Source organism: Mesorhizobium sp. B3-1-7 (genome assembly GCF_006439385.1).
Classification (GTDB): Bacteria; Pseudomonadota; Alphaproteobacteria; order Rhizobiales; family Rhizobiaceae; genus Mesorhizobium.
The window spans coordinates 25,209-51,705 of the sequence record NZ_VFTL01000047.1 but is presented as its reverse complement, the minus strand read 5'-3'; the positions used below and the strand labels follow the sequence as shown (position 1 = coordinate 51,705).

General features: G+C 64.1%; 24 protein-coding genes and 1 pseudogene. 9 read left to right on the top strand and 16 right to left on the bottom strand.

The window, feature by feature from the left end; genetic code table 11:
- On the bottom strand, nt 1-771 hold a 771-nt coding region (locus FJ417_RS29470), incomplete at its 3' end, for an FAD-binding oxidoreductase (protein WP_140785869.1).
- Between the two features lie 76 nt (nt 772-847).
- Entirely contained in the window at nt 848-2,425 is a 1,578-nt protein-coding gene (locus FJ417_RS29465) for a trimethylamine methyltransferase family protein (RefSeq protein ID WP_140785868.1), read from the bottom strand.
- Between the two features lie 200 nt (nt 2,426-2,625).
- On the opposite strand from FJ417_RS29465, the gene FJ417_RS29460 reads away from it, so the two are divergent.
- From FJ417_RS29460 to FJ417_RS29440, 5 genes are all read left to right on the top strand, one after another.
- Entirely contained in the window at nt 2,626-3,798 is a 1,173-nt protein-coding gene (locus tag FJ417_RS29460; RefSeq protein WP_140785867.1) for an MFS transporter, read from the top strand.
- A 94-nt stretch (nt 3,799-3,892) separates the two neighbouring features.
- Entirely contained in the window at nt 3,893-5,053 is a 1,161-nt protein-coding gene (locus tag FJ417_RS29455; RefSeq protein WP_140785866.1) for an MFS transporter, read from the top strand.
- A 73-nt stretch (nt 5,054-5,126) separates the two neighbouring features.
- Complete coding sequence (locus FJ417_RS29450) at nt 5,127-7,196, top strand: prolyl oligopeptidase family protein (RefSeq protein WP_140785865.1); 2,070 nt, start codon at nt 5,127-5,129, stop codon at nt 7,194-7,196.
- 46 nt (nt 7,197-7,242) lie between these two features.
- A complete protein-coding gene (locus tag FJ417_RS29445) occupies nt 7,243-7,365 on the top strand; it encodes a hypothetical protein (protein WP_041003987.1) in 123 nt (40 codons plus the stop codon).
- 52 nt (nt 7,366-7,417) lie between these two features.
- Nucleotides 7,418-8,797, top strand: coding sequence for an aspartate aminotransferase family protein (locus FJ417_RS29440; RefSeq protein WP_140785864.1), 1,380 nt, complete (start codon nt 7,418-7,420; stop codon nt 8,795-8,797).
- 308 nt (nt 8,798-9,105) lie between these two features.
- Here FJ417_RS29440 and mmsB read toward each other — a convergent pair whose 3' ends face one another.
- The 3 genes and pseudogenes from mmsB to FJ417_RS29420 all read right to left on the bottom strand — a co-directional run bounded on the left by mmsB (nt 9,106) and on the right by FJ417_RS29420 (nt 11,651).
- Entirely contained in the window at nt 9,106-9,990 is an 885-nt protein-coding gene (gene mmsB / locus FJ417_RS29430) for a 3-hydroxyisobutyrate dehydrogenase (protein WP_140785863.1), read from the bottom strand.
- 72 nt (nt 9,991-10,062) lie between these two features.
- Nucleotides 10,063-10,433: pseudogene (locus FJ417_RS29425) on the bottom strand (four helix bundle protein).
- 48 nt (nt 10,434-10,481) lie between these two features.
- Nucleotides 10,482-11,651 carry an isobutyryl-CoA dehydrogenase gene (locus tag FJ417_RS29420; protein WP_140785862.1) on the bottom strand — a complete coding sequence of 390 codons (1,170 nt, stop codon included), beginning with the start codon at nt 11,649-11,651 and terminating at the stop codon, nt 10,482-10,484.
- A gap of 138 nt (nt 11,652-11,789) precedes the next feature.
- On the opposite strand from FJ417_RS29420, the gene FJ417_RS29415 reads away from it, so the two are divergent.
- Complete coding sequence (locus tag FJ417_RS29415; RefSeq protein WP_140785861.1) at nt 11,790-12,395, top strand: dimethylsulfonioproprionate lyase family protein; 606 nt, start codon at nt 11,790-11,792, stop codon at nt 12,393-12,395.
- The gene (locus tag FJ417_RS29410) at nt 12,395-13,870 is read left to right on the top strand and encodes a cobyric acid synthase (protein ID WP_140785860.1); all 1,476 of its coding nucleotides are present in this window, start codon (nt 12,395-12,397) and stop codon (nt 13,868-13,870) included. The genes FJ417_RS29415 and FJ417_RS29410 overlap by 1 nt, the downstream gene beginning before the upstream one ends.
- 308 nt (nt 13,871-14,178) lie before the next feature.
- On the opposite strand, the gene FJ417_RS29405 is transcribed toward FJ417_RS29410, so the two are convergent.
- The 4 genes from FJ417_RS29405 to FJ417_RS29390 form a co-directional block, all read right to left on the bottom strand.
- Nucleotides 14,179-14,595, bottom strand: coding sequence for a VOC family protein (locus FJ417_RS29405; protein WP_140785859.1), 417 nt, complete (start codon nt 14,593-14,595; stop codon nt 14,179-14,181).
- 84 nt (nt 14,596-14,679) lie between these two features.
- Nucleotides 14,680-15,513, bottom strand: coding sequence for an AraC family transcriptional regulator (locus FJ417_RS29400; protein ID WP_140785858.1), 834 nt, complete (start codon nt 15,511-15,513; stop codon nt 14,680-14,682).
- A 129-nt stretch (nt 15,514-15,642) separates the two neighbouring features.
- Nucleotides 15,643-15,813, bottom strand: a complete 171-nt coding sequence (locus FJ417_RS29395) for a hypothetical protein (protein ID WP_140653476.1) — start codon at nt 15,811-15,813, stop codon at nt 15,643-15,645.
- Between the two features lie 52 nt (nt 15,814-15,865).
- On the bottom strand, nt 15,866-16,651 hold the full coding sequence (locus FJ417_RS29390; protein WP_140785857.1) for a TSUP family transporter: 786 nt from the start codon (nt 16,649-16,651) through the stop codon (nt 15,866-15,868).
- Between the two features lie 137 nt (nt 16,652-16,788).
- On the opposite strand from FJ417_RS29390, the gene FJ417_RS29385 reads away from it, so the two are divergent.
- Entirely contained in the window at nt 16,789-17,220 is a 432-nt protein-coding gene (locus FJ417_RS29385) for a TerB family tellurite resistance protein (RefSeq protein WP_140785856.1), read from the top strand.
- An 88-nt stretch (nt 17,221-17,308) separates the two neighbouring features.
- On the opposite strand, the gene FJ417_RS29380 is transcribed toward FJ417_RS29385, so the two are convergent.
- The 5 genes from FJ417_RS29380 to FJ417_RS29360 all read right to left on the bottom strand — a co-directional run bounded on the left by FJ417_RS29380 (nt 17,309) and on the right by FJ417_RS29360 (nt 23,655).
- Nucleotides 17,309-18,931, bottom strand: a complete 1,623-nt coding sequence (locus tag FJ417_RS29380; protein WP_140785855.1) for a dipeptide ABC transporter ATP-binding protein — start codon at nt 18,929-18,931, stop codon at nt 17,309-17,311.
- Entirely contained in the window at nt 18,928-19,797 is an 870-nt protein-coding gene (locus tag FJ417_RS29375) for an ABC transporter permease (RefSeq protein WP_140785854.1), read from the bottom strand. Before FJ417_RS29375 ends, FJ417_RS29380 begins: the two co-directional genes overlap by 4 nt.
- Nucleotides 19,794-20,741, bottom strand: coding sequence for an ABC transporter permease (locus FJ417_RS29370; protein WP_140785853.1), 948 nt, complete (start codon nt 20,739-20,741; stop codon nt 19,794-19,796). Before FJ417_RS29370 ends, FJ417_RS29375 begins: the two co-directional genes overlap by 4 nt.
- A 28-nt stretch (nt 20,742-20,769) precedes the next feature.
- The gene (locus tag FJ417_RS29365) at nt 20,770-22,251 is read right to left on the bottom strand and encodes an ABC transporter substrate-binding protein (protein ID WP_140785852.1); all 1,482 of its coding nucleotides are present in this window, start codon (nt 22,249-22,251) and stop codon (nt 20,770-20,772) included.
- A gap of 126 nt (nt 22,252-22,377) precedes the next feature.
- A complete protein-coding gene (locus FJ417_RS29360; RefSeq protein ID WP_140785851.1) occupies nt 22,378-23,655 on the bottom strand; it encodes an acetylornithine deacetylase/succinyl-diaminopimelate desuccinylase family protein in 1,278 nt (425 codons plus the stop codon).
- Between the two features lie 261 nt (nt 23,656-23,916).
- Here FJ417_RS29360 and FJ417_RS29355 point away from each other — a divergent pair, with 261 nt between their 5' ends.
- On the top strand, nt 23,917-24,348 hold the full coding sequence (locus tag FJ417_RS29355) for a L,D-transpeptidase (protein WP_140647951.1): 432 nt from the start codon (nt 23,917-23,919) through the stop codon (nt 24,346-24,348).
- 23 nt (nt 24,349-24,371) lie between these two features.
- On the opposite strand, the gene FJ417_RS29350 is transcribed toward FJ417_RS29355, so the two are convergent.
- Both FJ417_RS29350 and FJ417_RS29345 read right to left on the bottom strand, forming a co-directional pair.
- Nucleotides 24,372-25,364 (bottom strand): lipid A biosynthesis lauroyl acyltransferase, encoded by a 993-nt coding sequence (locus FJ417_RS29350; protein WP_140785850.1) that lies wholly within the window; start codon nt 25,362-25,364, stop codon nt 24,372-24,374.
- 6 nt (nt 25,365-25,370) lie between these two features.
- Nucleotides 25,371-26,399, bottom strand: coding sequence for a zinc-binding dehydrogenase (locus tag FJ417_RS29345; RefSeq protein WP_140785849.1), 1,029 nt, complete (start codon nt 26,397-26,399; stop codon nt 25,371-25,373).
- Nucleotides 26,400-26,497: the final 98 nt, after the last annotated feature.

The following is a 26,497-nucleotide window of genomic DNA, read 5'->3' as shown; positions in this document are numbered from 1 at the left end:
GATCTCGCCCTTGAAGTCGAGCACGCCGATCATCTCGCGGCCGGTCGACTTGTTGAATTCCTCGACCTCAGGCATCGGCTCGGTCAAGAGGTACATGTGCTCCATGGCCAGCACCGGCAGCTCGACGCCGACCATGCGGCCGATCTCGCGCGCCCACAGGCCACCGCAATTGACGACATGCTCGGCATGGACCGTGCCCTGTTCGGTGACGACGTTCCAGGTGCCGTCCGGCTGCTGTGTGAGATCGACGACGCGGTTGCGCAGCACGATCTCGGCGCCGAGTTTCTTCGCAGCCTTGGAGTACGCGATGGTCGTGCCGGACGGGTCGAGATGGCCTTCGACCGGGTCCCACATGGCCCCGACGAAATTGGTCTCGTCCATCAGCGGGAACATCGCCTTGGCTTCCGAAGGCGTGATCAACTCGGTGTCCATGCCGAGATAGCGGCCCTTGGCGTGGGCCAGCCGCAGGAAGTCCATGCGCTCCGGCATGTCGGCCATCATGACGCCGCCGGTCAGGTGCAGCGAGCAGGACTGGCCGGAAATCTCCTCGATTTCCTTGTAAAGCTGCACGGTGTAGGCCTGCAGCTTGGCGACGTTCGGGTCGCCGTTCAGCGTGTGGAAACCGCCCGCCGCATGCCAGGACGAGCCGGAGGTCAGCTCCGAACGCTCGATCAGCATGATGTCGGTCCAGCCAGCCTTGGCGAGGTGATAGAGCACCGAGCAGCCGACGACGCCGCCGCCGATGACAACCGCTTTTACGTGGGATTTCATGAAGATAGGTCCGTGTTGTGCAATGTGGAGTCAGAAATGAAAATTGGCGGCGGGCAGTTGCCCAACCGACCGATGATCAGAAATCCGTCGGCGCGCCGCCTTCGGCGCGGCGCTTCTCGACGAAGTCATTGAGTTCCTCGCGGATGGCCGGATCCATATAGGGCTCCTCGTAGGAGGCAAGGCGCTCCTTCCAGACCTTGTTGGTCCGCTCCATCGCCGTCGGCGAACCAGCCTCGGTCCAGGTCTCGAAGTTGCGCCAGTCGGACACGATCGGCGAATAGAAGGCGGTCTTGTAACGCGCCTGCGTGTGCGGGGTGCCGAAGAAATGGCCGCCGGGACCGACCGACTGGATGGCGTCGAAGCCGAGCGCGTCCTCGGAGAGGTCGAGCGGGGTGAGGAACTCGGCCACCATCTGCAAAAGATCTATGTCGAGGATGGTCTTTTCGTAGGAGCAGCGCAGGCCGCCTTCAAGCCAGCCGGCGCCGTGCATCATCAGATTGCCGCCGCCCTGGATGGCGCCCCACAGCGAGAACACGCTTTCATAGGCGGCCTGGGCGTCGACCGTGTTGGCGGCGCAGGTGTTGGAGGTGCGGTAGGGGATGTTGTAGCGGCGGGCAAGCTGGCCGCCGACAAGCTGCGCCTTCATATATTCGGGCGTGCCGAAGGCTGGCGCGCCGGACTTCATGTCGACATTGGAGGTGAAGCCGCCATAGCCGACCGGCGCGCCCTTCTTCACCATCTGCGCGAAGGCGACGCCGGAGAGGGCCTCGGCGTTCTGCTGCACCAGCGCGCCGGCGACGGTGACGGGCGCCATGGCGCCCGACAGCGTGAACGGCGTGACGATCACGACCTGGCCCATGCTCGACATCTGGATGATGCCTTCCATCATCGGCACGTCGAGCTTGAGCGGCGAATTGGTGTTGATGATGGTGAAGACCGAAGGCTCCTGCATCAGTTGCTCGCGGCTGATGCCGCGCGCGATGCGGGTGATCTCGATGCCGTCGACGTTGCGCTCCTTGCCGAGCGAATAGATGTGGAAGACCTTGTCGGTCAGCGTGGCGAGGTCGCGGATGCATTCCAGGTGCCGGACCGACGGATGGATGTCGATCGGCTCCACCGGATAGCCCCCGGTGCAGTGCAGGATGTTGTGCATCTGCGCCAGGCGCAGGAAGTTGCGGTAGTCGGCCTGGTTGCCGGGCCTGCGGCCGCGGTCGAGGTCGGAGCAGTTCGGCGCCGACGCCATCATCGACAGGATGACGTTGTTGCCGCCGAAACGCAGATTGTGCGCCGGGTTGCGGGCATGCAGCGTGAATTCCGAAGGACAGTGCGAGACAAGCTCGAGGATCATGTCGCTGTCGAAGCGCACGCGCTCCGAGCCTTCGCGCACGTCCGCGCCATGCGCCTTCATGATGCGGCGGGCTTCGTCGTGCAGGACGTCGACGCCGATCTCCTTCAGCACGCGCAGCGAGGCGAGGTGGATCGATTCCAATTCGTCGTCGGACACGAGCCTGGTCGGCGACAGCGGGTTCTTCAGCTGCCGGAAGGCGGGCTGCTCGAAAGCGGCCGAGCCGCCGGCGCGCTTTCCCGCGCGTCCGCCACGGCGGGCGCGATCTGTTGCCAATGCCGGTTCGGCGGGATGGAGGGCGGCAGTCATGAGAAGCCTCGTGAGGATGCGAAATTGGCGGCATAATGAACTGGCGGCAATGTCGCCGGTGAGGAGGCGGCGACCACTAGGGCGAGGGAAGCGACATGACGGAAGGGGAGCGGACTGGATCGCCGAATTGCTTCCGCTGAGGCATCAGGAGGGCTCTCGCCACTGATAATGATGCCGTGATTGTTCAATTGCGAGCCACGATGACCGCTTCCGTCCAGACCGCCGAAGATCGACCGCAATGGGCAGCCCTTGCCGGGGTCACGGCCGCGCTCGCCATGTTCGGCGCGGCGCAAGGGTTGAGCTCGCCGCTGTTCACCCTGCTGATGCAGGGCCAAGGCTTTTCGCCGGGCTTGATCGGACTGTCCGCGGCCATGATGCCGGTCGGGCTGATCCTGTCGGCGTCCTTCGTGCCGGCGGCCGTGCGGCTGGTCGGCGCGCGGAACCTGGCGGTCGGCTGCTCCCTGCTTGGTGCGCTGTGTTTCCTGGCTATTGGCTATCTGCAGAACTGGGTCGCCTGGTACGTCATCCGCTTCATCATCGGCGTGGTCATCAACCCGCTCTATGTGCTTGGGGAGGTCTGGGCGCTGTCGCTGGCGCCGCCATCGCGGCGCGGGCGTGTCATGGGCGTGTTCAACACGCTGATGGGCGCCGGCTACGCGGCCGGGCCGTTTACCCTGACCCTTGTCGGCACCGCCGGCTGGGCGCCTTTCGGCGTCGGCATTGCCGGTTTCGCCCTTTGCGCGGTCATTCTGCGCCTCGTCTCCTCCAAGCTCACCGGTTTCGAGGACGATGGCCAGCCCGCCGGTAGTCTTGTCGGTTTCGCGCGGCTCGCACCGGCGCTGCTTTTGGCCGTGCTGGTCTCCGCCGCCGTTCAGCAGAGCACTTATGCGTTGGTGCCCGTCTTCGGCGCGGGCTACGGCCTGCCCGAAGCGACGCTTGCCGCCCTGGTGATGATGCTTTCGCTGGGCAACATCGTCCTGCAGATCCCGCTTGGCCTGCTCGCCGAACGCTTCGGCGGGCGGCCGATGATCCTCGCCTGCGCGGTGGCGACGACGGGCTGCGCGATCCTGTTGCCGCTGCTGATCGCCACGCCGCTGATCTGGGGCGTGCTGCTGGTGATGGGGGCGGTCGGCTACGGCGTCTACACGATGGCGCTGGTCGAGCTCGGCAGCCGCTTCAAGGGCTCGCTGCTGGTCACCGGCAATGCAGCCTTCGCGTTGCTGTGGGGCGTCGGCGGCATTGTCGGCCCGCCCGGCGCCGGGGCCCTGATGCAGGCGATCGGCCCGCTCGGGCTGCCTGCCGTCATCGTTGGGCTCGACGTTCTGCTGGTGGCGTTCGCCTTGTACCGTACCTTGCAGCGTCAGCGCTCCTGACAGGGACTGGCTGGAACATGCGCTTTCGCCGCCAGTTGGCTCTTACGGCAGCCGGCCATACCGGCTAAGCCTCCAGGCGATTGGAGCAAGACCGATGGCTCTGGCTGGTTCGGAGAGCGGCGAGACGGTGCAGTGGGCCGCGATCACCGGCGTGATCGCGACCGTGTCTGTCTTCGCCATCGCGCAAGGACTTTCCTATCCGCTCCTCAGCTTCATCCTGCAGCGTCAGGGCGTTTCGCCGGCGATGATCGGGCTGTCGGCGGCGATGACGCCGGTCGGCTTCATCTTGTCCTCGCCGCTGATCCCGGGATTGGCACGCCGGTTCGGGGCAGGGCGCACCGCGCTCACTTGCGCCGCGCTATCAGCGCTGGTGCTGGCGCTGGTCGGCTGGACACCAAATGTCTATCTGTGGTTTCCGCTGCGCCTCCTGATCGGCGTCGTGACCAATCCGCTCTATGTCTTGAGCGAAATCTGGGTGATTGCGCTAGCGCCGCCGGCGCGGCGCGGCCGCGTCATGGGCATCTATTCGACAATCATCTCGGCGGGCTTCGCGGCCGGACCGCTCTGCCTGCTTGCCGTCGGCACCGAAGGCTGGCCGCCTTTCCTGGTCGGCATTCTGGCCTTCCTCTTCTGCGGCGGTTGCCTGGCCGTGGTGGTGAAGCGGCTGCCGAAGGTCGACGAGGCCGATAACAAGGTTTCGGTGCTGGGCTTCATACCCTTGGCCTGGCTGCTTCTGTCGGCGGTCGTGGTGGCGGCCGGGTTCGAGCAGGCTATACTCGCGCTGCTGCCGGTCTATGGAACGCATCACGGCATTCCCGAGGCGCGCATGTCGGCGCTGCTGTCGGTGATGATCGCCGGCAACATCGCCATGCAGGTGCCGCTCGGCCTCCTCGCCGAAAAACTGACGGCGCGCCTAGTGCGGTTCGGCTGCGTGGCGGTGACCATCTTTGGATGCGCGCTTTTGCCGGCGCTGATCGAGACGCCGCTGATCTGGGGCTGCGTCTTTATCTGGGGCGCCGTTTCCTACGGCATCTACACGATGTCGATCATCGAGCTCGGCGAACGCTTCACCGGCTCGGCGCTGGTCGCCGGCAATGCCGCCTTCTCGCTGATGTGGGGTTTTGGCGGCATCATCGTGCCGCCGCTCACCGGTGGCGTTATGGATGTCATCGGCGCCGCCGGCCTGCCGGTCACGCTTGGCGCAATCTGCGCGGCGCTGGCGGCGGCGACGATCGCGCGCCGGCGGGTTTTGTAATCGGTCCCGACATGGCTCTTGAATATCAAGGCAGCGAACGCGATGTAGGCGGGGCCGCCAGATGGAGACCTGCATGACCAGCACGATGACCAGAACCCAGCCCGAGTTGACCGCCAACGATCCCTACCTCTGGCTTGAGGATCGCAACGGCAAGGAAGCGCTGGACTGGGTCCATCGCCAGAATGCGCTGGCGGTCGCCGAACTGCAGGGCGATCCTTCCTATCAGGCGACATTCGAAACCGCGCTCGACCTGATGACCGCGGAGGACAATATGCCGGTCGGGGCCGCGCTTGCCGGCCATGTCTATAATTTCTGGCAGGACAAGACCAACGCGCTTGGACTGTGGCGGCGCACGTCCGTCGCTTCCTACAAGACCGACAAGCCGGAGTGGGAGACGATCATCGATTTCGACCAACTCTCGGCGAAGGAAGGCATCAAATGGGTGTTCGGCGGGGCGAGCCGGCTCTATCCCGATTTCAACCGCTGCCTGCTCCACATGTCGCCCGATGGCGGCGACGCCAGCGAGATGCGCGAGTTCGACATCGCGACGAGGTCCTTTGTCGATGGCGGGTTTTCCGCGCGCGCCTCCAAGTCGGGCTTTTCCTGGCTGGACAAGGATACCGTCATCGTCTCCGCCGCTTTCGAGGAAGACGACAAGACGCAGTCCGGCTATCCGCGCGTGATCAAGCTGTGGCGGCGCGGCACCAAGCTCGAGGACGCGACGCCGATCTTCGAAGGCGAAAAGCAGCATCTCGCGGTCGGTGGCGGCGTGGAGCATGACGGCGACAAGCGGCATGTGCTGCTCGGCAAGACGCTCGACTTCTTCACCTCGCACAGTTTCCTGCGGCTGGCTTCGGGCGAGAACCGGCGCATCCCGCTGCCCGACGACGCCACCGACACGGCGATCTTCAAGGGCCAGCTTATCTTCGGCGTGCGCAGCCCCTGGACGGCGCCGGACGGCACGCGCTGCCTGCCGGATGGGCTCTATTCGGTCGATTTCGATCGCTGGATTGAAACGGGTGCGTTCGAACGGATCGAGACGCTCCTCGAACCGGAGCACCGCGTTTCCATTGCGGGCCTCGCCAGGACGCAGGACCGGCTGTTCATCAACCTGATGGACAATGTGCGCGGTAAGGTCATCGCCTGCGACCGCGCCGCAGATGGCTGGTCGCTGAAACGGATCGCGCTGCCCGACAACGGCAATGTCGGCATCAGCCATGTCGAGCATTTCGGGTCGAGCGTCTCCTTCTCCTTTACCGATTTCCTGACGCCAAGCTCGATCATCTGGTCGGACGACAATGGCGAGACGCTTAAAACGGTGAAGTCGCAGCCGGCCCGCTTCGACGCCTCGCCTTATGTTTCGGAGCAGTTCGAGGCGCGCTCGAAGGACGGCACGATGATCCCGTATTTCGTGGTGCGGCGCCGCGACCAGAAAGGGCCGGTCCCGGCATTGCTCTACGGCTATGGCGGTTTCGAGGTGCCGTTGCTGCCGGGCTATGCCGGCATCCGCGGCAAGCTTTGGCTGGACAAGGGCAACGCCTATGTCCAGGCCAACATCCGCGGCGGCGGCGAGTTCGGTCCGGCCTGGCACCAGGCCGCGCTCAAGGGCAAGCGCCAGAACGCCTTCGACGATTTCGCTGCCGTCGCCGAGGATGTGGTCAAGCGCGGCATCACCACGGCGGCGCAGCTCGGCATCCACGGCGGCTCCAACGGCGGCCTGCTCACCGGCACGTCGCTGACGCAGCGGCCGGAGCTGTTCGGCGCCGTCATCATCGACGTGCCGTTGCTCGACATGCTGCGCTACACCGAACTGCCGCCCGGCGCCTCGTGGATCGCCGAATATGGCGACCCGTCGAAGCCGGAGGAGGCGGCCTGGCTCGGCGCCTATTCGCCCTATCAACATATCGCGGCCGATGCCGCCTATCCGCCGGTGCTGTTGATGACTTCCACCGCGGACGACCGGGTCCATCCCGGACATGCGCGCAAGATGGCGGCGCGGCTGCAGGAGGCAGGTCACGGCCAGACGCTGTTCTTCGAGGAAACCGAAGGCGGCCATGGCGGGCGCGGCGACCGCCGGCCACAAGCGGCGCAGACGGCGATGCGCTATATGTTCCTCAAGAGGTCGCTCGGCAAGACTGCCTGACCGGGATGGCTTGAATTTTGGGGCTCAGGCGGCATAAGCTGCCGTCATGATCCGCTTCAGCACATCAGGCGCCTTCGGGGTCGCGGTGACGCCGTCACCGCGGACGCTGCGCGCCGAGCTTTTGCGGCTGTGCGCCCGCATCGGCTATTCGCCGCCTGCCTTCCTCTGACGAATCCGCCTCCGGCTCCCGCCGGATTGGTTCAAGAGGAAAGATCAAACCCATGACCTATCAGAATTATTCGCTGAAGCAGCTTCAGCAGATCGATGCCGCGCATCACCTTCATCCCTTCACCGACCACAAGGAACTGCGTGAGGCAGGCTCACGCATCATTACCCATGCCAACGGCCCGTTCATCTACGATGCCGACGGCACCGAAATCCTCGATGGCATGGCGGGCCTGTGGTGCGTCAATGTCGGCTATGGCCGCGACGAGCTGGCCGAGGCGGCTTACGCGCAGATGAAGGAGCTGCCTTACTACAACTCCTTCTTCAAATGCTCGACGCCGACGCCGGTGCTGTTGTCGAAGAAGCTGGCGGAACTCGCGCCCAAGCATGTCAGCCAGGTCTTCTACGGCTCGTCCGGTTCGGAGGCCAACGATACGGCGCTCAGGCTTGTCCGCCACTATTGGGCGCTCGAAGGCAAGCCCGAGAAGAACCGCATCATCTCGCGCAAGTCGGCCTATCACGGCTCGACGATCGCCGGCACGTCGCTGGGCGGCATGGAGCCGATGCACAAGCAGCTCGGCGGCGCGGTGCCCAACATCGTCCATGTGATGATGCCCTATGCCTATGAGCTCGCTCTGCCCGGCGAAAGCGACCATGATTTCGGCATCCGCGCGGCGAAGGCGGTCGAGGATGCAATCCTCGAAGCAGGGGCCGACAAGGTCGCCGCCTTCATCGGCGAACCGGTGATGGGCGCGGGCGGGGTGAAGATCCCGCCGATGAGCTACTGGCCGGAAGTCGAGCGCATCTGCCGCAAATACGATGTGCTGTTGATGCTGGACGAAGTCATCACCGGCTATGGCCGCACCGGCGAATGGTTCGCGGCACAGACGTTCGGGGTCGAGCCCGACACCATCACCACCGCCAAGGCGCTGACCTCGGGCTACCAACCGCTGTCGGCGCTGCTGGTCGGCGATCGTGTGGCGAGGACGCTGGTCGAAAAAGGCGGCGAATTCTATCACGGCTACACCTATTCCGGTCATCCGGTGGCCTGCGCGGTGGCGCTCAAGAACCTTGAGATCATCGAGAAGGAAGGGTTGGTCGAGCGCGTCAAGAACGACACCGGCCCCTATTTCGCGCAGGCGCTGCAGGAACGCATCGCGGGCCACAGGCTGGTCGGCGAGGTGCGCTCGATAGGCCTGATGGGCGCGATCGAGATCGTCAAGGACAAGGCGACCAAGGAACGCTATCTGCCGTCAGGAAGCGCTGCCGTCGTCGTGCGCGACCATGCGGTCGCGAACGGCATGATGATGCGGGCCACCGGCGACACCATGATCCTGTCGCCGCCGCTGATCTGGACGCGCGACACGATCGACATGGCTTGCGAACGCATCGCCAAGGCGCTCGATCTCGCGGACGCGGATTTGCGGAAGCGGTAATTGGACTTCGGGCGCTCTTCGAAGAGGGGCGCCCGTTCGATCTCGATGTTCCAGAAACGCAAAAACCGCGTCCCTTCGGGAACGCGGCTCTGCCAAATACGCATGGCATTTCGCTACAGGAATACTTGCGAAACTTACGGGCTCCGGTACGCGAGACCTGATCCGGAGCGCCGGGCAGACGCGATGTCCGCCTCGCAGTCCGTTTTAAAGGCACATCGTTACCGGTGAGTTAGCGAGACCTTAAGCAAATCTAAATTTGCCGGCTTCTGACCGGCGGATATCGAAAATAACCTTAGAAAATCAGTATCTTACGCCGGATTTCCGCGCAGGAAATTAATAATTCCGGAAAAATCGGCGCCGGCATGACCTTGGGCGTTGAACAAGGCATAGAGCTGCGTGGCTTCGGCGCCGAGCGGGGTCACGGCGCCCGCGCCCTGCGCGGCTTCCTGCGACAATTTCAGGTCCTTTAGCATCAGGGCCGCGGCAAAGCCGGGCTTGTAGTCGCGGTTGGCCGGCGAGGCCGGAACAGGGCCGGGGACCGGGCAATAGGTGGTCAGCGACCAGCATTGGCCCGACGAGGTGGAGGCGACATCATACAGCGCCTGGTGCGACAGGCCGAGCTTTTCGGCGAGCACAAAGGCTTCGGCGACGCCTATCATCGAGATACCGAGGATCATGTTGTTGCAGATCTTCGCGGCTTGGCCGGCACCGTCGCCGCCGCAGTGAACGACACGCCCGGCCATCGGCTTCAGGATCGGCTCGGCGGCGGCGAAAGCGTCATCCGAGCCACCGGCCATGAAGGTGAGCGTGCCGGCCGCGGCGCCGCCCGTTCCGCCGGAAACCGGGGCATCGATCGACTGCAAGCCATGCCTGGCGGCAATCGCATGCGCCTTGCGCGCCGATTCGACATCGATCGTGGAGGAATCTATGAACAGCGCGCCTTTCTTTGCCTTGGGCGCGATGTCCTCATAAACCGACAGCACATGCTTGCCGGCCGGCAGCATGGTGATGACGACATCGGCGTCCTTCACCGCGGCGACGGCATTGGCCATGACTGTAATGCCGTGCTCTTTCGCAACCGTGAGGTTTTCAGGCACAAGGTCGAAGCCCAGCACCGCATGCCCCGCCTTGACCAGATTGGCGGCCATCGGATTGCCCATATTGCCCAAGCCGATGAAGGCGATCGTTGCCATAGTAGTGCTCCCGTGATTTCAGTAGGCAGTAGGCAGTAGGCAGTAGGCAGTAGGCAGTAGGCAGTAGGCAGTCTATTCAGGTGCGAGTTTGATAATAAGCTGGCGAAGCATTTTTCCGATGGCTTCTGTGGCTGACAGCATATGATGAACCTCATCACGAGTGGTCAGGCCGACGCGCGTTCAGCGATCTGGAGATGCGTTTCAAGCTCCTTTAGAGAGCCTTGGGCTATCCTGAGAAACTGCTGGTAAGAGCCGGTGTTATCTCGGCCGTAACCTTCCGCAATGTTTGCAGGGATAGATGTGGCTGAGCGGCGAATTTGGCTGGTCAGCCCATACAATTCCTCTTTTGGCCATGCCTTGGTCAAGGAGTAGGTAGCCACAGCCAAATCAATGGCCTGCTGCCAGACGATCAAATCCTTGTACGAGTTTATCTTGCCGATCATCTTTCCCTACTGCCTACTGCCTACTGCCTACTGCCTACTGCCTACTGCCTACTGCCTACCAATCAGCGCCCGCGCGATGATGACGCGCATGATCTCGTTGGTGCCTTCGAGGATCTGGTGGACGCGCAGGTCGCGCACCAGCTTCTCGATGCCGTAATCGTGCAGATAACCATAGCCGCCATGCAGCTGCAGCGCCTGGTTGGCGACATCGAAGCCGATATCGGTGACGAAGCGCTTGGCCATCGCCGACCATTTGCCGGCGTCCGGCGCCTTGCGGTCGAGCTTGGAAGCGGCGGCGTAGAGGAAGATGCGGGCCGCCTGCAGCTCCGTCTCCATGTCGGCCAGCCTGAACTGCAGTGCCTGGAACTGGTTGATCTTGGAGCCGAAGGCCTTGCGCTCGGCCGTGTAGGCCAGCGCCTTGTCGAGCGCCGACTGCGCGCCGCCCAGCGAACAGGCGGCGATGTTGAGCCGCCCGCCATCGAGCCCCACCATGGCAATGCCGAAGCCGGCGCCTTCCGCGGCAAGCAGGTTTTCGGCCGGCACCTTGCACTCCTCGAAGATGACCTGGCGGGTCGACTGCATGTGCCAGCCCATCTTGTGCTCGTTGGCGCCGAAGGAAAGGCCGGGTGCGTCCTTCGGCACGACGAAGGTCGAGATGCCTTTCGGACCGTCGGCACCGGTGCGCGCCATCACGACATAAAGGTCGCTGTCGCCAGCGCCGGAGATGAACTGCTTGGCGCCGTTCAAGACATAGTCGCCGCCGCTCTTCATCGCGCGCGTCTTAAGCGCCGCTGCGTCCGAGCCCGAGCCGGGCTCGGTCAGGCAATAGCTCGCCAGCCATTCCATCGAGGTCAGTTTCGGCAGGAAGCGCTGGCGCTGCTCGTCGCTGCCGAAGCGGTCGATCATCGAGGCCGCCATGTTGTGGATGGAAATGAAAGAGGAGAAGGCCGGGTCGGCGTGGGCCAGAGCCTCGAAGATCAGCACCGCATCGAGCCGCCCAAGCGCCGAGCCGCCGACATCGTCGCGCACATAGATGCCGCCGAGGCCGAGCGGCCCGGTCTCACGGATCACATCGGCGGGGAAGTGCTTTGCCTTGTCCCAGTCGAGCGCATTGGGCGCAACGCGGTCCGCCGCGAAGGCCTGGGCCATCTCCTGGATGGCGCGCTGTTCCTCACTGAGTTCGAATTGGCCAGTGCCCGCATCGACTGCCGCGTCCATGGCGTGCTCCCTGTCGTTTCAGGCCTTCTGGCCTGTCGTTTTTGGCTTTGCGCGCCGTTCAATCTAGACCAATGATGCCGCCGCGCAACCCGGCCTCCTGCGGACCGGTTGTGCATGGATTGACCAACGGAGCCCTGCGTGCCGACAATTTTCGATGAGTTGCTGGACCGGTTCCACGCCTATCTCGCCGGCGCCGACAATAATCTGGTCGCGGACGAAGTCGCGCGCATCGGCTGGGACATGCCTGTCCGTTCGCTCGAACCGCGGGCGCTTGGCTGCCTTGGCTATCTCGATCGCATCGCCGAGCTTGCGCCGGCCGACGCCAAGCCGCTGGCGCGGTTCGTTGCCGACCATCGGGATGAGTTACGCTGGGGGCAGACCTATACCGCCGCCGATTTCGGGCAGGGCTTTGTCGACAATTACGGCTGGCTGGAAGTGTTCGGCACGCGCGGGCATTTCGTCAATGACGCGGTTGCGGCCGGGCTGCTGATTCTCGGGCCGGACATCGTCTATCCCGACCATCACCACATCGCCGAGGAAATCTACGTCCCGCTGACCGGCGGCACGGAATGGCGGATGGGCGAGGGGGACTTTCAATTTCGCGACGCCGGCGAGGTCATTCACCACGCCTCCAACGTCAGCCATGCCATGCGCACGGGCAAGGAGCCGCTGATGGCTCTCTATCTCTGGCGCGGCGGGCCGCTGGCGCAGAAGTCGACGATCGGCTCGGGAGGCAGAGGCTGATGGCCCAGGCGATCATGCTGCAGGGCACCGGCTCGGATGTCGGCAAGACGGTGCTGGTCGCGGGGCTTTGCCGCGCCGCGAAGAATCGCGGGCTGAAGGTCAGGCCGTTCAAGCCGCAGAACATGTCGAACAACGCCGCCGTCGCCGACATTCCCGGCGGCGACAAGGCCGGCGAGGGCGAGATCGGTCGCGGGCAATGGCTGCAGGCGCTGGCCTGCGGCGTCCGGCCGACTGTCCATATGAACCCGGTGCTGCTCAAGCCGCAGAGCGATATCGGCTCGCAAGTGGTGGTTCAGGGCAAGGTCTATGGCGAGGCGCGGGCGCGCGACTACCAGGCGATGAAAGCCGGACTGATGGATGCGGTGCTCGATTCCTGGGCCAAGGTGGGCGACGGCGCCGACCTGGTGATCGTCGAAGGCGCGGGCTCGCCAGCCGAGATCAACCTCCGCAGCCGCGACATCGCCAATATGGGTTTTGCGACGCGCGCACATGTGCCGGTGATCCTGGTCGGCGACATCGACCGCGGCGGCGTTATCGCGTCCGTGGCCGGCACGCATCTCATCCTGCCGGAGGAAGACCGGCGCATGATCGCCGGCTATCTCATCAACAAGTTTCGCGGCGATGTGTCGTTGTTCGACGACGGGATCAAGGCGATAGAAATCTTCACCGGCTGGCGCTGCTTCGGCATCGTGCCCTGGCTGAAGGCGGCCGGCCGGCTGCCTTCGGAGGATTCGGTCGTGCTCGAGCGCCTCGCTTCCGGCGAGAAACGGGCGCTGAAGGTGGCTGTGCCGATGCTGGCGCGCATCGCAAATTTCGACGATCTCGACCCGCTGAAAGCCGAGCCGCAAGTCGAGGTCGTGTTCGTGCCGCCGGGCAAGAAGCTGCCGGAAGATGCCGGGCTGGTTGTCGTCCCTGGCTCGAAGTCGACGATCGGAGACCTGCTCAAATTCCGCGAGAACGGCTGGGACCGGGATCTTCTCGCTCACCGCAAGCGCGGCGGCTATGTGGTCGGCATCTGCGGCGGCTACCAGATGCTCGGCCGCATGGTGCGCGATCCCGACGGCATCGAAGGCAGCGTCACCGAAGCCGAAGGCCTCGGCCTGCTCGATATCGAAACGGTGATGGAGCCCGAAAAGACCGTGCGCAATTCAAGCGCACATTCGGTGCAGTTCGGCCTGCCGCTCGAAGGCTACGAGATCCATCTCGGCCGCACCACCGGCCCGGACACGGCGCGGCCGTCGACGATCCTCAACGGTGTCGAGGACGGCGCGGTTACCGCCGACGGCAAGGTGATCGGCACCTATCTGCACGGGCTTTTTTCCGCCGACGCTTTTCGCGCCGCCTACCTGGAGAGCCTTGGCGTCAGGGGAGGCGGCATCGACTATCGCGCGGACGTCGAGAGGGCGCTGGACGAGGTCGCGTCGGAGTTGGAGAGGCATCTCGACTGTGACACGATTTTTGGGCTGGCGCGATAGGTCAGTTCCACCGCAGGGGGACTGGACCGGCCGGATGTGCCTGAGGATCGCGTGCGTTGGCGATTAGCCGAGCCGTTCATGCGGTCGTCATTCTATGGCGGAGCAAGGAGCGAAGCGACGCGCGCAGATCATAGAACCCATTCCGTGACGTCAAGGTGTTGCAAGGGTGCAGAATTCTGTTCCGCTGCATTCTTCGGCGAAAGTAACGGAATGGATCCTCGGGTCTGCGCGCGTCGCTTCGCTCCTGCTTCGCCCGTGGATGACGAAGTTCAGGCGCTGTTGCCAATCCCCAACGTCGGTGAGACTTCCTACGCCTTCTCCCCCGCCTTCGGCCAATAGGTGCCGAAGGACCAGACATTGCCTTCCGGGTCGAGGCAGATGAACTCGCGGCTGCCATAGTCGCGGTCTACCAGTTCCTGGATGATTTTCGCGCCGGCTTTCTTCGCCTTGGCATAGGTGGCATCGGCGTCGTCGACGGCGATGTAGATCGACTTGCCGCCGCCGCCGGGCTCGCCGACCATCTTGCCGTAATCGTCGTCGCGCGCCGTGCCCAGCATGATCATCGAGGAACCGAAAGTGAGCTCGGCGTGGTGGACGATATCGCCCTCGCCATAGCGGGCGCGCAGTTCGAAGCCGAAGGCTTCGCTGAGCCAGTCGATCATCTTAGCGGCGTTCCTGTAGCGCAGGGCCGGATAGAGACGGGGTGCTTCGTTTGCTGTCGGCATGACAATCTCCCTGTGTCGGTTGATGAATGCCAGCCTGTGCGAAAGCGGTTTCCGCGTCTTGAAGAAATGTTACCTCGGTCAGGCCTAAATCGACGCCGCGAGCCGGGTCGGCGTTTCGCCGGCAAGCTGGCGGAATTCGCGCACCAGATGCGCCTGGTCGGCGTAGCCGCAATCGGCGGCGATGCCGGCCCAGTCGTCTTCCTGCCGCCTGGACAGCGAGAGCGCGCGGTTGAAGCGCACGATGCGCGACAATGTCTTCGGGCCGATGCCGATCGTGTCGGTGAATCTCGCCGCCAGATGCTTGCGGCTCCAGCCGATCTCGCCGGCGAGCGCCGAAACACGGGTGCGGCCGCCCGACATGATGACTGTTCTGTACGCCCAGGCGATTTCGGGCGAAAGCGCATTCGCCTCCGCAAGTCGGCCGGCGATGAAGCCCTCGGCAATGTCGAAGCGCGCGTTCCAATCCGATGCCTCGCCAAGCCGTTCGCGCAATGCCATGCCGTCAAAGCCCAGCGCGTCGTCCAACCCGACCATGCGATCGCGCAACTCGCTCATCGGCAGGCCGAAGAACCGCCTGGCGCCAAGCGGCGTGAAATTGACCTGGACGCAGCAGGAGCCGCCGAAGGATTCGACCATGACCGGCCCAGCATAGAGACCGGCGGCGAAACTGGCGTAGCGATCGTTGTCGCCCGGGCTGTGACCGAGGCCGATGGCGAAGGCTTCGGCGAAGCTGATCACCAGCGGCACGGTCAGCGAAGCATATTCGACGATGCGGAAATGGCCGGGCAATGTCTCGCGATAGCCGCAGATATCCGTGACAATGCCGGCCAGCGAGGCGGGGGGCTTGCGCCGCACCATCTCGAAATGGATGGTCGGAGAGCGGTTATCCTGTCGAAGGCGCTCTGTCTCGTCGGACATGCCGAGAGCCTATCAGAATATGCTCGCAAGAATCAAAAGCGCCCGGCAGGGCCGGGCGCTCCGAGTTGCCTGAGATTGGCTATTAACGGTTAACGCAATTCGGGACGGAAAACTTTTCCTGGAATTGCTTTAGGTGCCGCGCATCAAACAGCCGGCGGCAAGCACGATATAGGCGATGAGCATGATCCAAACGGACGCAAGCGGAATGAATGCAAGAACGCCAAGCGCGGCGATAAGGCCGATGACGGCGATGACCAACGAAATAATGAACACGATCTGGGTGGGCGCACTGAGATTCATGTCTGGTCCCTCCAACCTGATTCGCAACACCCGAATTCTACCAGCATGCGCCTCACATACCAATGAGCTGGCGTAAGGGATTGGCCGGATCGGCCAGCAGCTTCACAGCGAGCGCCAGGCAGACGACCACCAGCAACGGCTTGATCAGCTTGGCGCCGATGCGGATGGCAAGGCTCGCGCCGACACGGGCGCCGATGAACTGCGCCACGCCCATCATCAAGCCGATCTTCCAATCGATGACGCCGACGGCGGCGAAGACGACGAAACCGCCGATGTTGGAAGCGAAGTTGAGCAGCTTGGTATGCGCCGTCGCCTTGAGCACGCCGTAGCCGGCAAGGGTGACGAAGGCGAGCATGTAGAAGGAGCCGGCGCCGGGACCGAAGACGCCGTCATAGAAGCCGATCAGCGGCGGGATGATCAGCCCGAACAGGAAAGGCGATAGCCGCTCGGCGCGGTCGACGTCGTTCATGTTCGGCTTCAGCGCGAAATAGAGGGCGATGGCGATCAGGAGCAGCGGCAGCAGGGCGCGCAGGAAATCGCCGGGCACGACCGTCGCTAACAGGGCGCCGACCGCGCCGCCGACAAGCGCCAGCAGCGCCGACGGCAGCTGGCGGCGCAGGTCGACCTGACCGTTGGCGGCATAATGGATGGTGGCCGAGCCGGACCCGAACATGCCCTGCAATTTGTTCGTGCCAAGTGCCGCGACCGGCGAAAAGCCGGCGAGCAGCAGCGCCGGGATCGTGATCAGCCCGCCGCCGCCGGCGATCGAGTCGACGAAGCCGGCGGCAAAGGCGGCGGCGATGAGGATGAGGACGGTCTGCAGGGTAAGGTCGATCATCGGGGAGGGGTGTTTGGAAGGAAGCCGCAGCTTCCATCACGCCCCACCAGTTTGCGCAAGACCAATTCCACGCCTAAACGCTCACACTTTTCCTGGAATTGCTCTAACAATCCAATCGGAATCGCAAAGGGAGCTTGGTGGCGATGGCGCTGCTCGACCAGATACGTTCGATCTTCGACGGTGACCCGGGTGTGCGCAAGGTGGCGGACGACCCGGTGCTGTCGGCGGAACTCTTGATGCTGTTCCGCATGATCCTGGCCGACGGCTCGGTCTCGGAGAGCGAGATGGTCGTCTTCCGGCATATCTGCAAGGAAGCCTTCGGCATTCCGGAGGCCTCGATCGACAGCGTCATCGAATATCTCAACGATTATGGCTACGAGACCAATGGCTCGCAGGCGATCGCGCTGTTCCGCGACCTCGATGTCGAGCGCCGAAAGCTGCTTGCGCGCCACATGGCTGAGATCGCCAAGGCCGATGCCAAGCTGGCGGAGAGCGAGGTGAAGCTCCTGCGCCGCACGCTCGACCTGCTCGACATCAGCCCCGTCGATTTGGTGAAGCCGGAGAGCTGAAGCAATTCCAGGACAAGCGTGAGCGTTTAAGCTCAGCGACTTCGCCGTAGCCTTCTGCCCGGAATTGCGTCAAAAAGAGGAGGCTGGCTCACCCCTGTTCCTGCATGCGCCGCGCGATGGCGCGGTGAAGGTCGGGCGCCGCCGCGACCAGCGCCTGCGCCGCTTCCGAGCGCGGATGGTCGAGCACTTCGGCCGCCCGGCCGCGTTCGACGATCTTGCCCTCATGCATGACCAGCACTTCGTCCGCCATGGCGCGGGCGACCGTCAGGTCATGGGTGATGAAGAGATAGGCGATGCCGAGCTTCTGATTGAGCTCGGCGAAAAGGTCGAGGATCTGGGCGCGGATCGAGACGTCCAGCGCCGAGACCGGCTCGTCGGCGACCACCAACTTCGGCCGCGTGATGATGGCGCGGGCGATCGACAGGCGCTGGCGCTGGCCGCCGGAGAACTCATGCGGGTATTTGTCCATGTCGCGCCGCCCAAGGCCAACTTCATCGAGCGCATGCGCGACCATCTCGCGGCTCTCAGCCTTTGCCGGCTGCTTTTCCAGAAGATGCAGCGGCTCGGCCACCAGCTTCTCCACCTTCTGGCGCGGGTCGAAGGAGCCGTAAGGATCCTGGAACACCACCTGCATGTCGCGCCGGGCCGGCCTCAGCGCAGATTCCGGCCTGCCGGTGATGGCCTCGCCGCGAAAGCGGATCGTGCCCGCCGTCGGCTTGTCCAGGGCGAGGATCATGCGGGCAAGCGTGGACTTGCCGCAGCCCGAGCGGCCGACCAGCGCCACCGATTGGGCGGGCTCGATGGTGAGCGAGACATCCTCGACGGCGCGGATCGATTGCGCCGGCCGAAACAGGGATATGCGCCGTCCCGGATAGTCCCGGCCGACGTTTTCGACTTCGAGCAAGGGTTTTGCCGAGCCGGCAAGGTGCGGTTTCGAGCGCGCCGGCACATGCATGGAGGCCAACGCCAGCTCGCGCGTGTAGGGATGCTGTTGCTCCGACAGCGTGCGTGCGGTGTCGCCGGCCTCCGTCACCTCGCCGTGACGCAGGATAGTCAGCCGATCGGCCATCTCGGTCACAACCGCGAGGTCGTGCGAGATGAGCAGGAGTCCCATGCGGTTTTCCCTGACCAGATTGCGTAAAAGGTCGAGGATCTGGGCCTGCAGCACCACGTCGAGCGCCGTCGTCGGCTCGTCGGCGATCAGCAATTTCGGTTTAAGCGCGCAGGCGATGGCGATGACGACGCGCTGGCGCTGGCCGCCTGACAGTTCGTGCGGGTAGCGCGACAGCGGGAATTTGGCCTCCGGCAGCCCGACGCGATCGAGGATCTTTCGCGCGCGGTCCTCGGCCTCGGCGCGGCCCGCCCTGGTGTGCCAGCGGATGCCTTCGGCGACCTGCTCGCCGATGGTCTTGACCGGGTTCAGCGCCGTCATCGGTTCCTGGAACACCATGCCGATGTCATCGCCGCGCAGGGCGCACATCTGGTCTTCGCTCGCGGCAAGGATATCGATGCCGTCGAAGGCGACGCGGCCTTCGGCGCGGGCCAGATGCGGCAAAAGCCGCATGATCGTCAGCGCTGTCATCGACTTGCCGGAGCCGGATTCGCCGACCAGGCCGACCACCTCGCCGGGCGCGATTGTCAGCTCGACGCCTTTCAGGATCGGCGTATCACCGATCGAAAGCGACAGGTTTTCGATCTCGAGCAGGCTCATCGGCGCCGCCGTGATTTTGGATCGAGGATGTCGGCAATGCCGTCGCCGAGCAGGTTCAGCCCGAGCACGGTGACGACGATCGCCATGCCGGGGAAGATCGCCATCCAGGGTGCGGTCACCATGCGCGTCTGCGCGTCGAACAGCATGCGGCCCCAGCTCGGCATCGGCGGCTGGGCGCCAAGGCCGACATAGGAAAGCCCGGCTTCGGCGAGAATGCCGAGCGCGAACTGGATCGTGCCCTGGACCAGCAGCAGCGTGGCGATGTTGGGCAGGATGTGCTCGACGGTGATGCGCGTCATGCCCTTGCCCGCGGCGCGCGCGGCAAGGATGAATTCGCGCGGCCAGATGGCCAAAGCTCCGGCCCGCGCCACGCGGGCGAAGACCGGGATGTTGAAGATGCCGATGGCGATGATGGCGTTGACGGCGCCCGGGCCGAAGATCGCGGTGATCATGATTGCCGAGAGCAAGGCCGGAAAGGCGAACACGAGATCGTTGACGCGCATCAGCGCCTCGTCGGCTATCCCGCCGCGCGCCGCCGCGAAGGTGCCAAGCGGCACACCGATGCCCATGCCGATGCCGACCGCGACCAGCGCGACGGCGATCGAATTGCGGGCGCCGACCATGATCATCGACAGGATGTCGCGGCCGAAATGATCGGTGCCGAACCAGTGCGCCCAGGAGGGCGCCTGCGTCTTGTCGGCGATCACCAGTTTTGTGACGTCGTAAGGTGTCCAGACGAAGGAGAGGAGCGCGACCGCCACGATTAGCAGCGTGATGACAAGCCCGATCAGGAAAGAGCGATTGCCAAAAGCCTTGGCCAGCACGCCGGCAAGGGTTTCCTCGGGCAGGTCGACGCGCATGGTCATTGCCGGCCTCTGAGGCGTGGGTCGACGATGGCGTAGGAGAAATCGACAACGAGGTTGATCAGGATCACGGCGGCGACCAGCAGCATGACGATGCTTTCGACGACGATTAGGTCGCGCTGGGTGATGGCCTGGAAGATCAGCCGGCCGAGGCCCGGCAGGTAAAAAACATTCTCGATGATGATGGTGCCGGCCAGCAGGAAGGCGAATTGCAGGCCGAGGATTGTCAGCACCGGGATCATGGCGTTGCGCAGCGCATGGCGCCAGAGCACGGCGCGATAGGGCAGGCCCTTGGCGCGCGCGGTGCGGATATAGTCTTCGTTGAGCACCTCGATCAGCGCCGAACGGGCGACGCGCCCCAGGATCGCCGCCTGCGGCAGCGCCAGGGCCACGGCCGGCAAGACCAAGGACTTCAACGCCGTCCAGATACCGGCGCCCCAGCCCGGAAAGCCGCCGGCCGGCACCAGACGCAGCCAGACGGCGAAGAGGTAGATCAGCATCAGCGCGAACCAGAAATTCGGCACGGCGACGCCGAGCTGGGCGGCGCCCATGGCCAGCGTGTCGCCGGCCCGGCCCTGGCGGCTGGCCGAGAACACGCCGACCGGGATGGCGATGACGGTCGAGAGCGCCAGCGCGATCAGCGCCAGCGGCAGGGAGACGGCGATGCGCTCGCGCACGAGGTCGATGACGGGGACCGAATAAGTGTAGGAGCGGCCGAAATCGAGGCTGAGCAAGCCCGCCGCCCAGTGCAGGTAGCGCAGGACCAGCGGCGCGTTCAGCCCCATCTGGTTGCGCAGCACCTCGACTTGGTCGGCGCTGGCATTGAGGCCCAGCATCAGGCGCGCCGGGTCGCCGGGCAGGATCTCCATGACCGCGAACACCACCATCGAGGCCAGCACCAGTGTGAGGGCCGCGATGATCAGGCGCTTTACGAGGTATGCGGTCATGGGAGGCGATCGGGCGATCGCGCCGGCCTCAATCCGTCCACTTCACCTTGGTGAGATCGTCAGCCTCGATCGGCCAGTTCGTCCACATGCCCTGCAGCTTGGCGTCCCAGACGCCAATCTTGGGCAGCTCGAACAGGTAGACGGCGGGCACGTCGTGCGCGAGAATCCTCTGTGCCTCACCCAGCAGCTCCAGCCTCTTGTCCTTGTCGACCGTGGTGCCGAGCTCCTCGATGACATCGTTGAACTTCGGATTGTCATACTGGAAATAGTAGCCGGGCCGCGAATAGATATCGATGTCGTTTGGCTCGACATGGGAAACGATCGTCAGGTCGTAGTCCTTGTTGGTGAAGACCTGGCTCAGCCACTCCGCCCATTCGACCGGAATGATCTGCAGATTGACCCCGATCTCCTTCAGTTGGGACTGAATCACCTGGCCGCCATCGCGTGCGTAAGGTACGGGCGGCAGCTTGATCGTGGCCGAAAAGCCGTTCTCCAACCCCGCTTCCTTCAGATACTCCTTGGCCTTGGCGATGTCGTGCGGGTAGACGCCGGTGAGATCGACATAGCCCGCATCGCCTGGCGAAAAATGAGAGCCGATCGGCTTTCCAAGACCGTTCGAGGCTGCGTCGATGATGGCACTGCGATCGATCGCCGAGGCGAGCGCCTGCCGCACCGCAAGCTTGTCGAAAGGTGGCTTCTTGTTGTTGATCGACAGGATTGTCTCGCCCTCGGTCGAGCCGATCACGACGCTGAAGCGCGGATCGGACTGGAGCTGTGCAAGCGCGTCTTGCGCGGGCATGTTGGCGAAAGCCTGGATGTCGCCCGAGAGCAATGCGGGGACAGCCGCGGCGGCGTCGGGCACGATACGGAATGTCGCCTTGTCGAGCGCGGCGGGCGTACCCCAGTAGTCCGAGTTCTTGACGAGCGTGATCTCGGAGCCTTTGGCCCAGTGATCGAGCTTGAATGGACCGGTGCCGATCGGCTTGTCCTTATTGCCGTCGGCCGACCCCTTCGCCACGATCACCGCCGCAACCTGGCCCATGTCGTAGAGGAAACTGCCCTGCGGCCCGTCGAGAGTGACCTTGACGGTCGACGGATCGACCGCCGTGACATCGGTGATGTGCGCAAAGAGCTGCTTTTGCGGATTGAGCGAATCCTTGGCGCGCGCTCGGTCCAGCGAGAATTTCACGTCGTCGGCGCTGAAGGCCGAGCCATCGTGGAACTTCACGCCGGAATGCAGCTTGAACGTGTAGACCTTGCCGTCGTCGGAGACGGCCCAGCTCTCGGCGAGAGCGGGCTCGACCTGGCCGTTGTCGTCGATGCGCGCCAGCCCTTCGAAGACATTGGCATAGGTGACTTCGCCGATGGCAGCGGCCGCGCCGGCGGTCGGATCGAGATGCGGCGGCTCGAGCACGATCCCGAGCGTGAGATCGGTGCGCGCGGCAAAGGCCGACGTGGCGGCGGCAAGCGACAGCGCAGCCGCGGCCAAGATGGTCTTCCACAGTTTCATCGCTGAACTCCCATTTGCTCAAACGTGCTCAAGCTGGCGGATAGAAGCGTGATTTCGCGCGCGAGTAAATCGCGTTTCATGCTGCCTTGCCTCGCCCGGCGGAATGTTTTTCCCACTGTCGTCCGATCAGTCCGTCGTTCCTCTCAAAAGCACATTGAGACCGATCGCCATCACCTTGGCCGATTCCACCATGTCGGCGATGCCCACCCATTCGTCCGGCCTATGCGCAAGGTCGAGAATGCCCGGGCCATAGGCGATGCAGTCATAGAGGTGGCCGATGCGCGCGACATGCTTCTGGTCGTAGGTGCCGGGCGAGATCACATAGTCGGGCTCGCGCTCGAACACCGCCATGATGCCTTTCGCGACAGCCTGCACCACCGGCGCGTCGCGCTCGGTCATCAGCGGCAGAACCTCCATCAGGTCGCGGATCTCGTAGTCGAATTTCTTGCGCTCGCGCTTCAGCCGCTCGAGGATGCCCGTGACTTCGCCTTTGACGGCGGCGATGTCCTCTTCGAGCAGGAAACGCCGGTCGATGGTGAGCCGGCAGGAATCCGGCACATTGGGCGAGGGGAGGCCCGGCCGGAAATCCTCGGTCTGGCCGCCATGGATGGAATTGATGTTCATGGTCGAGCGCCGGGCGCCCTCCGGCACCACCGGCATGCGCGTCATCTTGCGGTCGAGGGCCGGGAACAGCTCGTCCTCGAAGGCTTGCAGCACGGCGCCCATATGGCGCACCGCGTTGTCGCCGAGGAACGGCATAGAGCCGTGCGCGATCTCGCCCTTGGTCTCGATCTCGGCCCACCAGACACCGCGGTGGCCAAGGCAGATGCGGTCCTTGTTCAGCGGTTCGGGGATGATGACGTGGTCGACTTTCGGCTTCGAGAAATAGCCGAGCCGCGCCAGATGGGCGACGCCGCCGAAACCGCCGGATTCCTCGTCCGCCGTGCCCGATATCTCGATGGCGCCCGGAAAATCTGGATAAACCTCCATGAAGGCTTCGATGGCGATGACGGAGGCGGCCAGGCCGCCTTTCATGTCGCAGGCGCCGCGGCCATAGACCCTGCCGTCCTTCACCACGCCGGCAAAGGGATCGACGGTCCAGCCGTCGCCGGCCTCGACCACGTCGATATGCGAGTTGAAGTGCACGCAGGCGCCGGGCGAGCGGCCGTCGAAGCGGGCGACGACATTGACCCGCGGGTAGCGGTCGCTGTCGCCGGGCGCGCCTTCGGCACGGATGAACTCGGTTTCGAAGCCGCGTTTCCTGAGACGCGCGCCAAGAAACTCGGCGCATGGCCGGTAGGCCTCGCCTGGCGGGTTGACGGTCGGAAAGCGGATCAGGTCCGCGGTCAGCGCAACGAGGTCGTCGACCCGGTCCTCGACCGCCTTGAGAAGTCGTTCATTCATCCGGCGGATTGAAGAAGGAACGCAGCACTTTTGCAAGCAACCAGTCGCTCATTGCCACACGACGGTCCGGGCATGGACCAACACCTCGCCTAAACTTCAGAGGGTGCGTGGCGACGTGGCAACTATACCGCGAAAATCGTTCAAATTCGTCGCATTGGATTGGCGGAATCGTCAAGGAGTGTGTGGTACTTAACGCATCTGCCCGCAAAAAGATGGAAAAACCGCGCGAATGGCAGGGGGCAATCAAAGGGGTTTGATCGCATGAAAAAGTTCGTTCTCATGGCAACCGTGCTGGCAACCGCGTTGTTCGGCATGTCCGTCGCAAGCCGGGCGGCCACGCTGGTCGCCAATATCGACGTCTCGTCGCAGACCATGACCGTCAGCAAATACGGCCAGGTGGTCTATCGCTGGAGCGTGTCGACCGCGCGCAAGGGCTACTTCACTCCGCGCGGCAGCTATCGGCCGCAATGGACCGCCCGGATGTGGTATTCGCGCAAGTATGACAACTCGCCGATGCCCTATTCGGTGTTCTTCCACGGCGGCTACGCCATTCACGGCACGGGGTCGGTAAGAAATCTCGGGCGCCCGGCCTCGCATGGCTGCGTGCGCCTGCATCCGGCCAACGCAGCGACCTTCTATGCGATGGTCAAGGAAGTCGGCTTCGGCAACACGCGGATCGTCGTCGCCAACTGATCCGGGACGGCGGAGCGACCGGGTTACTGGCCGGCTGTCGTCCTCGCCTGTCCGCGCTTGCGGCGACGCCCGCTGATTTCCCAGCGCTTGTGGAACCACATCCACTGCCCAGGGTCCTCACGCACCCAGCGCTCGACCACATCGGTGAGCAGCTGGGTGGTGGCAGCGACATCGACACTGCCGCTTTCGCTGCGCGGCAAGGTCAGCCTGTCCTCTATTTCCAGACGGAAGCGGTTGCCCGGCAGCCTGACGCAGCGGGCGGGGTAGACATCGCAGTCATAGTGACGGGCCAGCATGCCGAGCATCGGGTTGCTCTGGCACCGGCGGTCGAAGAAAGTCGTGTCCACGCCGCCCGAGAATTTCTGATCGACCAGCACGCCGATATTGCCGCCCTTCTCCAGGATGGCGGCAAGGGCGAACGACGCGCCGGCGGCGGAGGGCAGCAGGGCACCCATCGAGGAGCGGCGCGTCGAGTGAATGTAGTCGGCGAGATACGGGTTGTTCGGCGGGCGAAAAAGCGCCGTGATGTTCATGCCGAACGTGGCTGCGGCCACCGGCAGCAACTCGAAATTGCCGAGATGGCCGGTGAACAGGATATGCGACTTCTTCTCATCGGCGATCTCGAGGAAATGCTCGACGCCGCGCACCTCGACCCGGCCCGGCTTCGAAGCGTTCGGATCGAAGTCGAACAGCGCGTCGAGGAAGATGTACTCGGCCGCGAGGCGGGCCATGTTGCCCCACATGTCGCGCGCGATGGCTTCGACCTCGGCGTCGCTCTTTTGCGGATAGGCAAGGCGCAGATTGTTGACCGCAACGCGATGGCGTCCGACCATCGGACCGATGCGGCGGGCGATGCGGTCGGCGAAATTGAGCGCGCTGTCCGGCGGCAGAAGGCGCAGCAGCGAGAGCAGAACGATAGCAAGCTTCGCGACCAGCCAATGCTCCAGCTGGCGCAGTCGCCGGCCGTAGCGGAACATGAAGTCCCGGCGGGCTTTCCTGAGCACCTTGCCGACCATCTTGTCTTAGGAAACGCGCAGGATGATCTTGCCGAAGACGTCGCGGCCTTCCATGCGCTTCAGCGCGGCGTCGATGTCGTCGAAGCCGACTTCGGTATCGATGACGGGGGCAACGAACCCCGCCGCCATCTTCTGCATGGCGTTGGCCATGTTCTCCATGCGGCAGCCGAAGGAGCCGAGCAGTTTCAGCTGCTGCTGGAAGAGCTGCATCAGGTTGACCTGCGTCGACACGCCGGAGGTCGAACCGCAGGTGACGAGACGGCCGCCGCGCTTCAAGGACAGCATGGAGCCGGCGAAGGTGTCGGCGCCGACATGCTCGAACACGACGTCGACGCCCTTCTTCCTTGTCAGCTTGCGCACCACGCCTTCGAAACGATCCTCGCGGTAGTTGATGACATGGTCGGCGCCAAGTGCCTTGGCCTTGTCGATCTTGTCGTTCGAGCCGACCGTGGTGATCACCGTGCAACCCATCTTCTTGGCGAGTTGGATGGCAGCGGAGCCGATGCCGGAGCCGCCGGCATGGACGAGAATGGTTTCGCCCGGTTCCAGCTTCGCGTTGTCGAACAGCATGTGCTCGACCGTGCCGAAGGTGACCGGCGCGACCGCCGCGCCGATTTCGGTGACGCCGGGAGGCGCGGGCACCAGAAGGCGCGCCGGCAGGTTGATCTTCTCCTGGGCAAAGCCGTCGAGATGGAAGCCATGGACGCCGGAAACATGCTCGCAGAGATTGTCGCGGCCTTCGCGGCAGGCACGGCAGAGCCCGCAGGTGCGCGCGCCGTAGATCGACACCAACTGTCCCGGCAGGAGGTTGGAGACGCCCGGTCCGACCGCCTCGACCTCGCCGGCGGCCTCGGCGCCGACGACCAGCGGCAGCTTGCGCTTGGCAAACGCCATGCCGCGCCAGCCCCAGACGTCGATATGGTTGAGCGCCACCGCCTTGATGCGGAGCGTCACTTCGCCCAGCGAAGGCGGCGGGGGAGGCGGCAGGTCCACCGTTTCAAGGCGGCGGTCCTCGATAAGTTGCAATGCGCGCATGTGGCCTGTCAGGTTCTGCTCTAAAGCGCGATGCGCTTTAGTTTCTTTGTTTATGCATGTCGTTGTAGCAAAACCGATTTCACTTTTGCGCGACATGC

Coding starts and splice junctions, on each gene's coding strand:
- FJ417_RS29345 (WP_140785849.1), bottom strand. CDS start 26,399: ATGCGCGCATTGCAACTTATCGAGGACCGCCGCCTTGAAACGGTGGAC.
- FJ417_RS29405 (WP_140785859.1), bottom strand. CDS start 14,595: ATGCCGACAGCAAACGAAGCACCCCGTCTCTATCCGGCCCTGCGCTAC.
- FJ417_RS29420 (WP_140785862.1), bottom strand. CDS start 11,651: ATGGACGCGGCAGTCGATGCGGGCACTGGCCAATTCGAACTCAGTGAG.
- mmsB (WP_140785863.1), bottom strand. CDS start 9,990: ATGGCAACGATCGCCTTCATCGGCTTGGGCAATATGGGCAATCCGATG.
- FJ417_RS29395 (WP_140653476.1), bottom strand. CDS start 15,813: ATGAATCTCAGTGCGCCCACCCAGATCGTGTTCATTATTTCGTTGGTC.
- FJ417_RS29370 (WP_140785853.1), bottom strand. CDS start 20,741: ATGACCGCATACCTCGTAAAGCGCCTGATCATCGCGGCCCTCACACTG.
- FJ417_RS29455 (WP_140785866.1), top strand. CDS start 3,893: ATGGCTCTGGCTGGTTCGGAGAGCGGCGAGACGGTGCAGTGGGCCGCG.
- FJ417_RS29450 (WP_140785865.1), top strand. CDS start 5,127: ATGACCAGCACGATGACCAGAACCCAGCCCGAGTTGACCGCCAACGAT.
- FJ417_RS29380 (WP_140785855.1), bottom strand. CDS start 18,931: ATGAGCCTGCTCGAGATCGAAAACCTGTCGCTTTCGATCGGTGATACG.
- FJ417_RS29440 (WP_140785864.1), top strand. CDS start 7,418: ATGACCTATCAGAATTATTCGCTGAAGCAGCTTCAGCAGATCGATGCC.
- FJ417_RS29465 (WP_140785868.1), bottom strand. CDS start 2,425: ATGACTGCCGCCCTCCATCCCGCCGAACCGGCATTGGCAACAGATCGC.
- FJ417_RS29390 (WP_140785857.1), bottom strand. CDS start 16,651: ATGATCGACCTTACCCTGCAGACCGTCCTCATCCTCATCGCCGCCGCC.
- FJ417_RS29460 (WP_140785867.1), top strand. CDS start 2,626: ATGACCGCTTCCGTCCAGACCGCCGAAGATCGACCGCAATGGGCAGCC.
- FJ417_RS29410 (WP_140785860.1), top strand. CDS start 12,395: ATGGCCCAGGCGATCATGCTGCAGGGCACCGGCTCGGATGTCGGCAAG.
- FJ417_RS29400 (WP_140785858.1), bottom strand. CDS start 15,513: ATGTCCGACGAGACAGAGCGCCTTCGACAGGATAACCGCTCTCCGACC.
- FJ417_RS29360 (WP_140785851.1), bottom strand. CDS start 23,655: ATGAATGAACGACTTCTCAAGGCGGTCGAGGACCGGGTCGACGACCTC.
- FJ417_RS29445 (WP_041003987.1), top strand. CDS start 7,243: ATGATCCGCTTCAGCACATCAGGCGCCTTCGGGGTCGCGGTGACGCCG.
- FJ417_RS29355 (WP_140647951.1), top strand. CDS start 23,917: ATGAAAAAGTTCGTTCTCATGGCAACCGTGCTGGCAACCGCGTTGTTC.
- FJ417_RS29375 (WP_140785854.1), bottom strand. CDS start 19,797: ATGACCATGCGCGTCGACCTGCCCGAGGAAACCCTTGCCGGCGTGCTG.
- FJ417_RS29350 (WP_140785850.1), bottom strand. CDS start 25,364: ATGGTCGGCAAGGTGCTCAGGAAAGCCCGCCGGGACTTCATGTTCCGC.
- FJ417_RS29365 (WP_140785852.1), bottom strand. CDS start 22,251: ATGAAACTGTGGAAGACCATCTTGGCCGCGGCTGCGCTGTCGCTTGCC.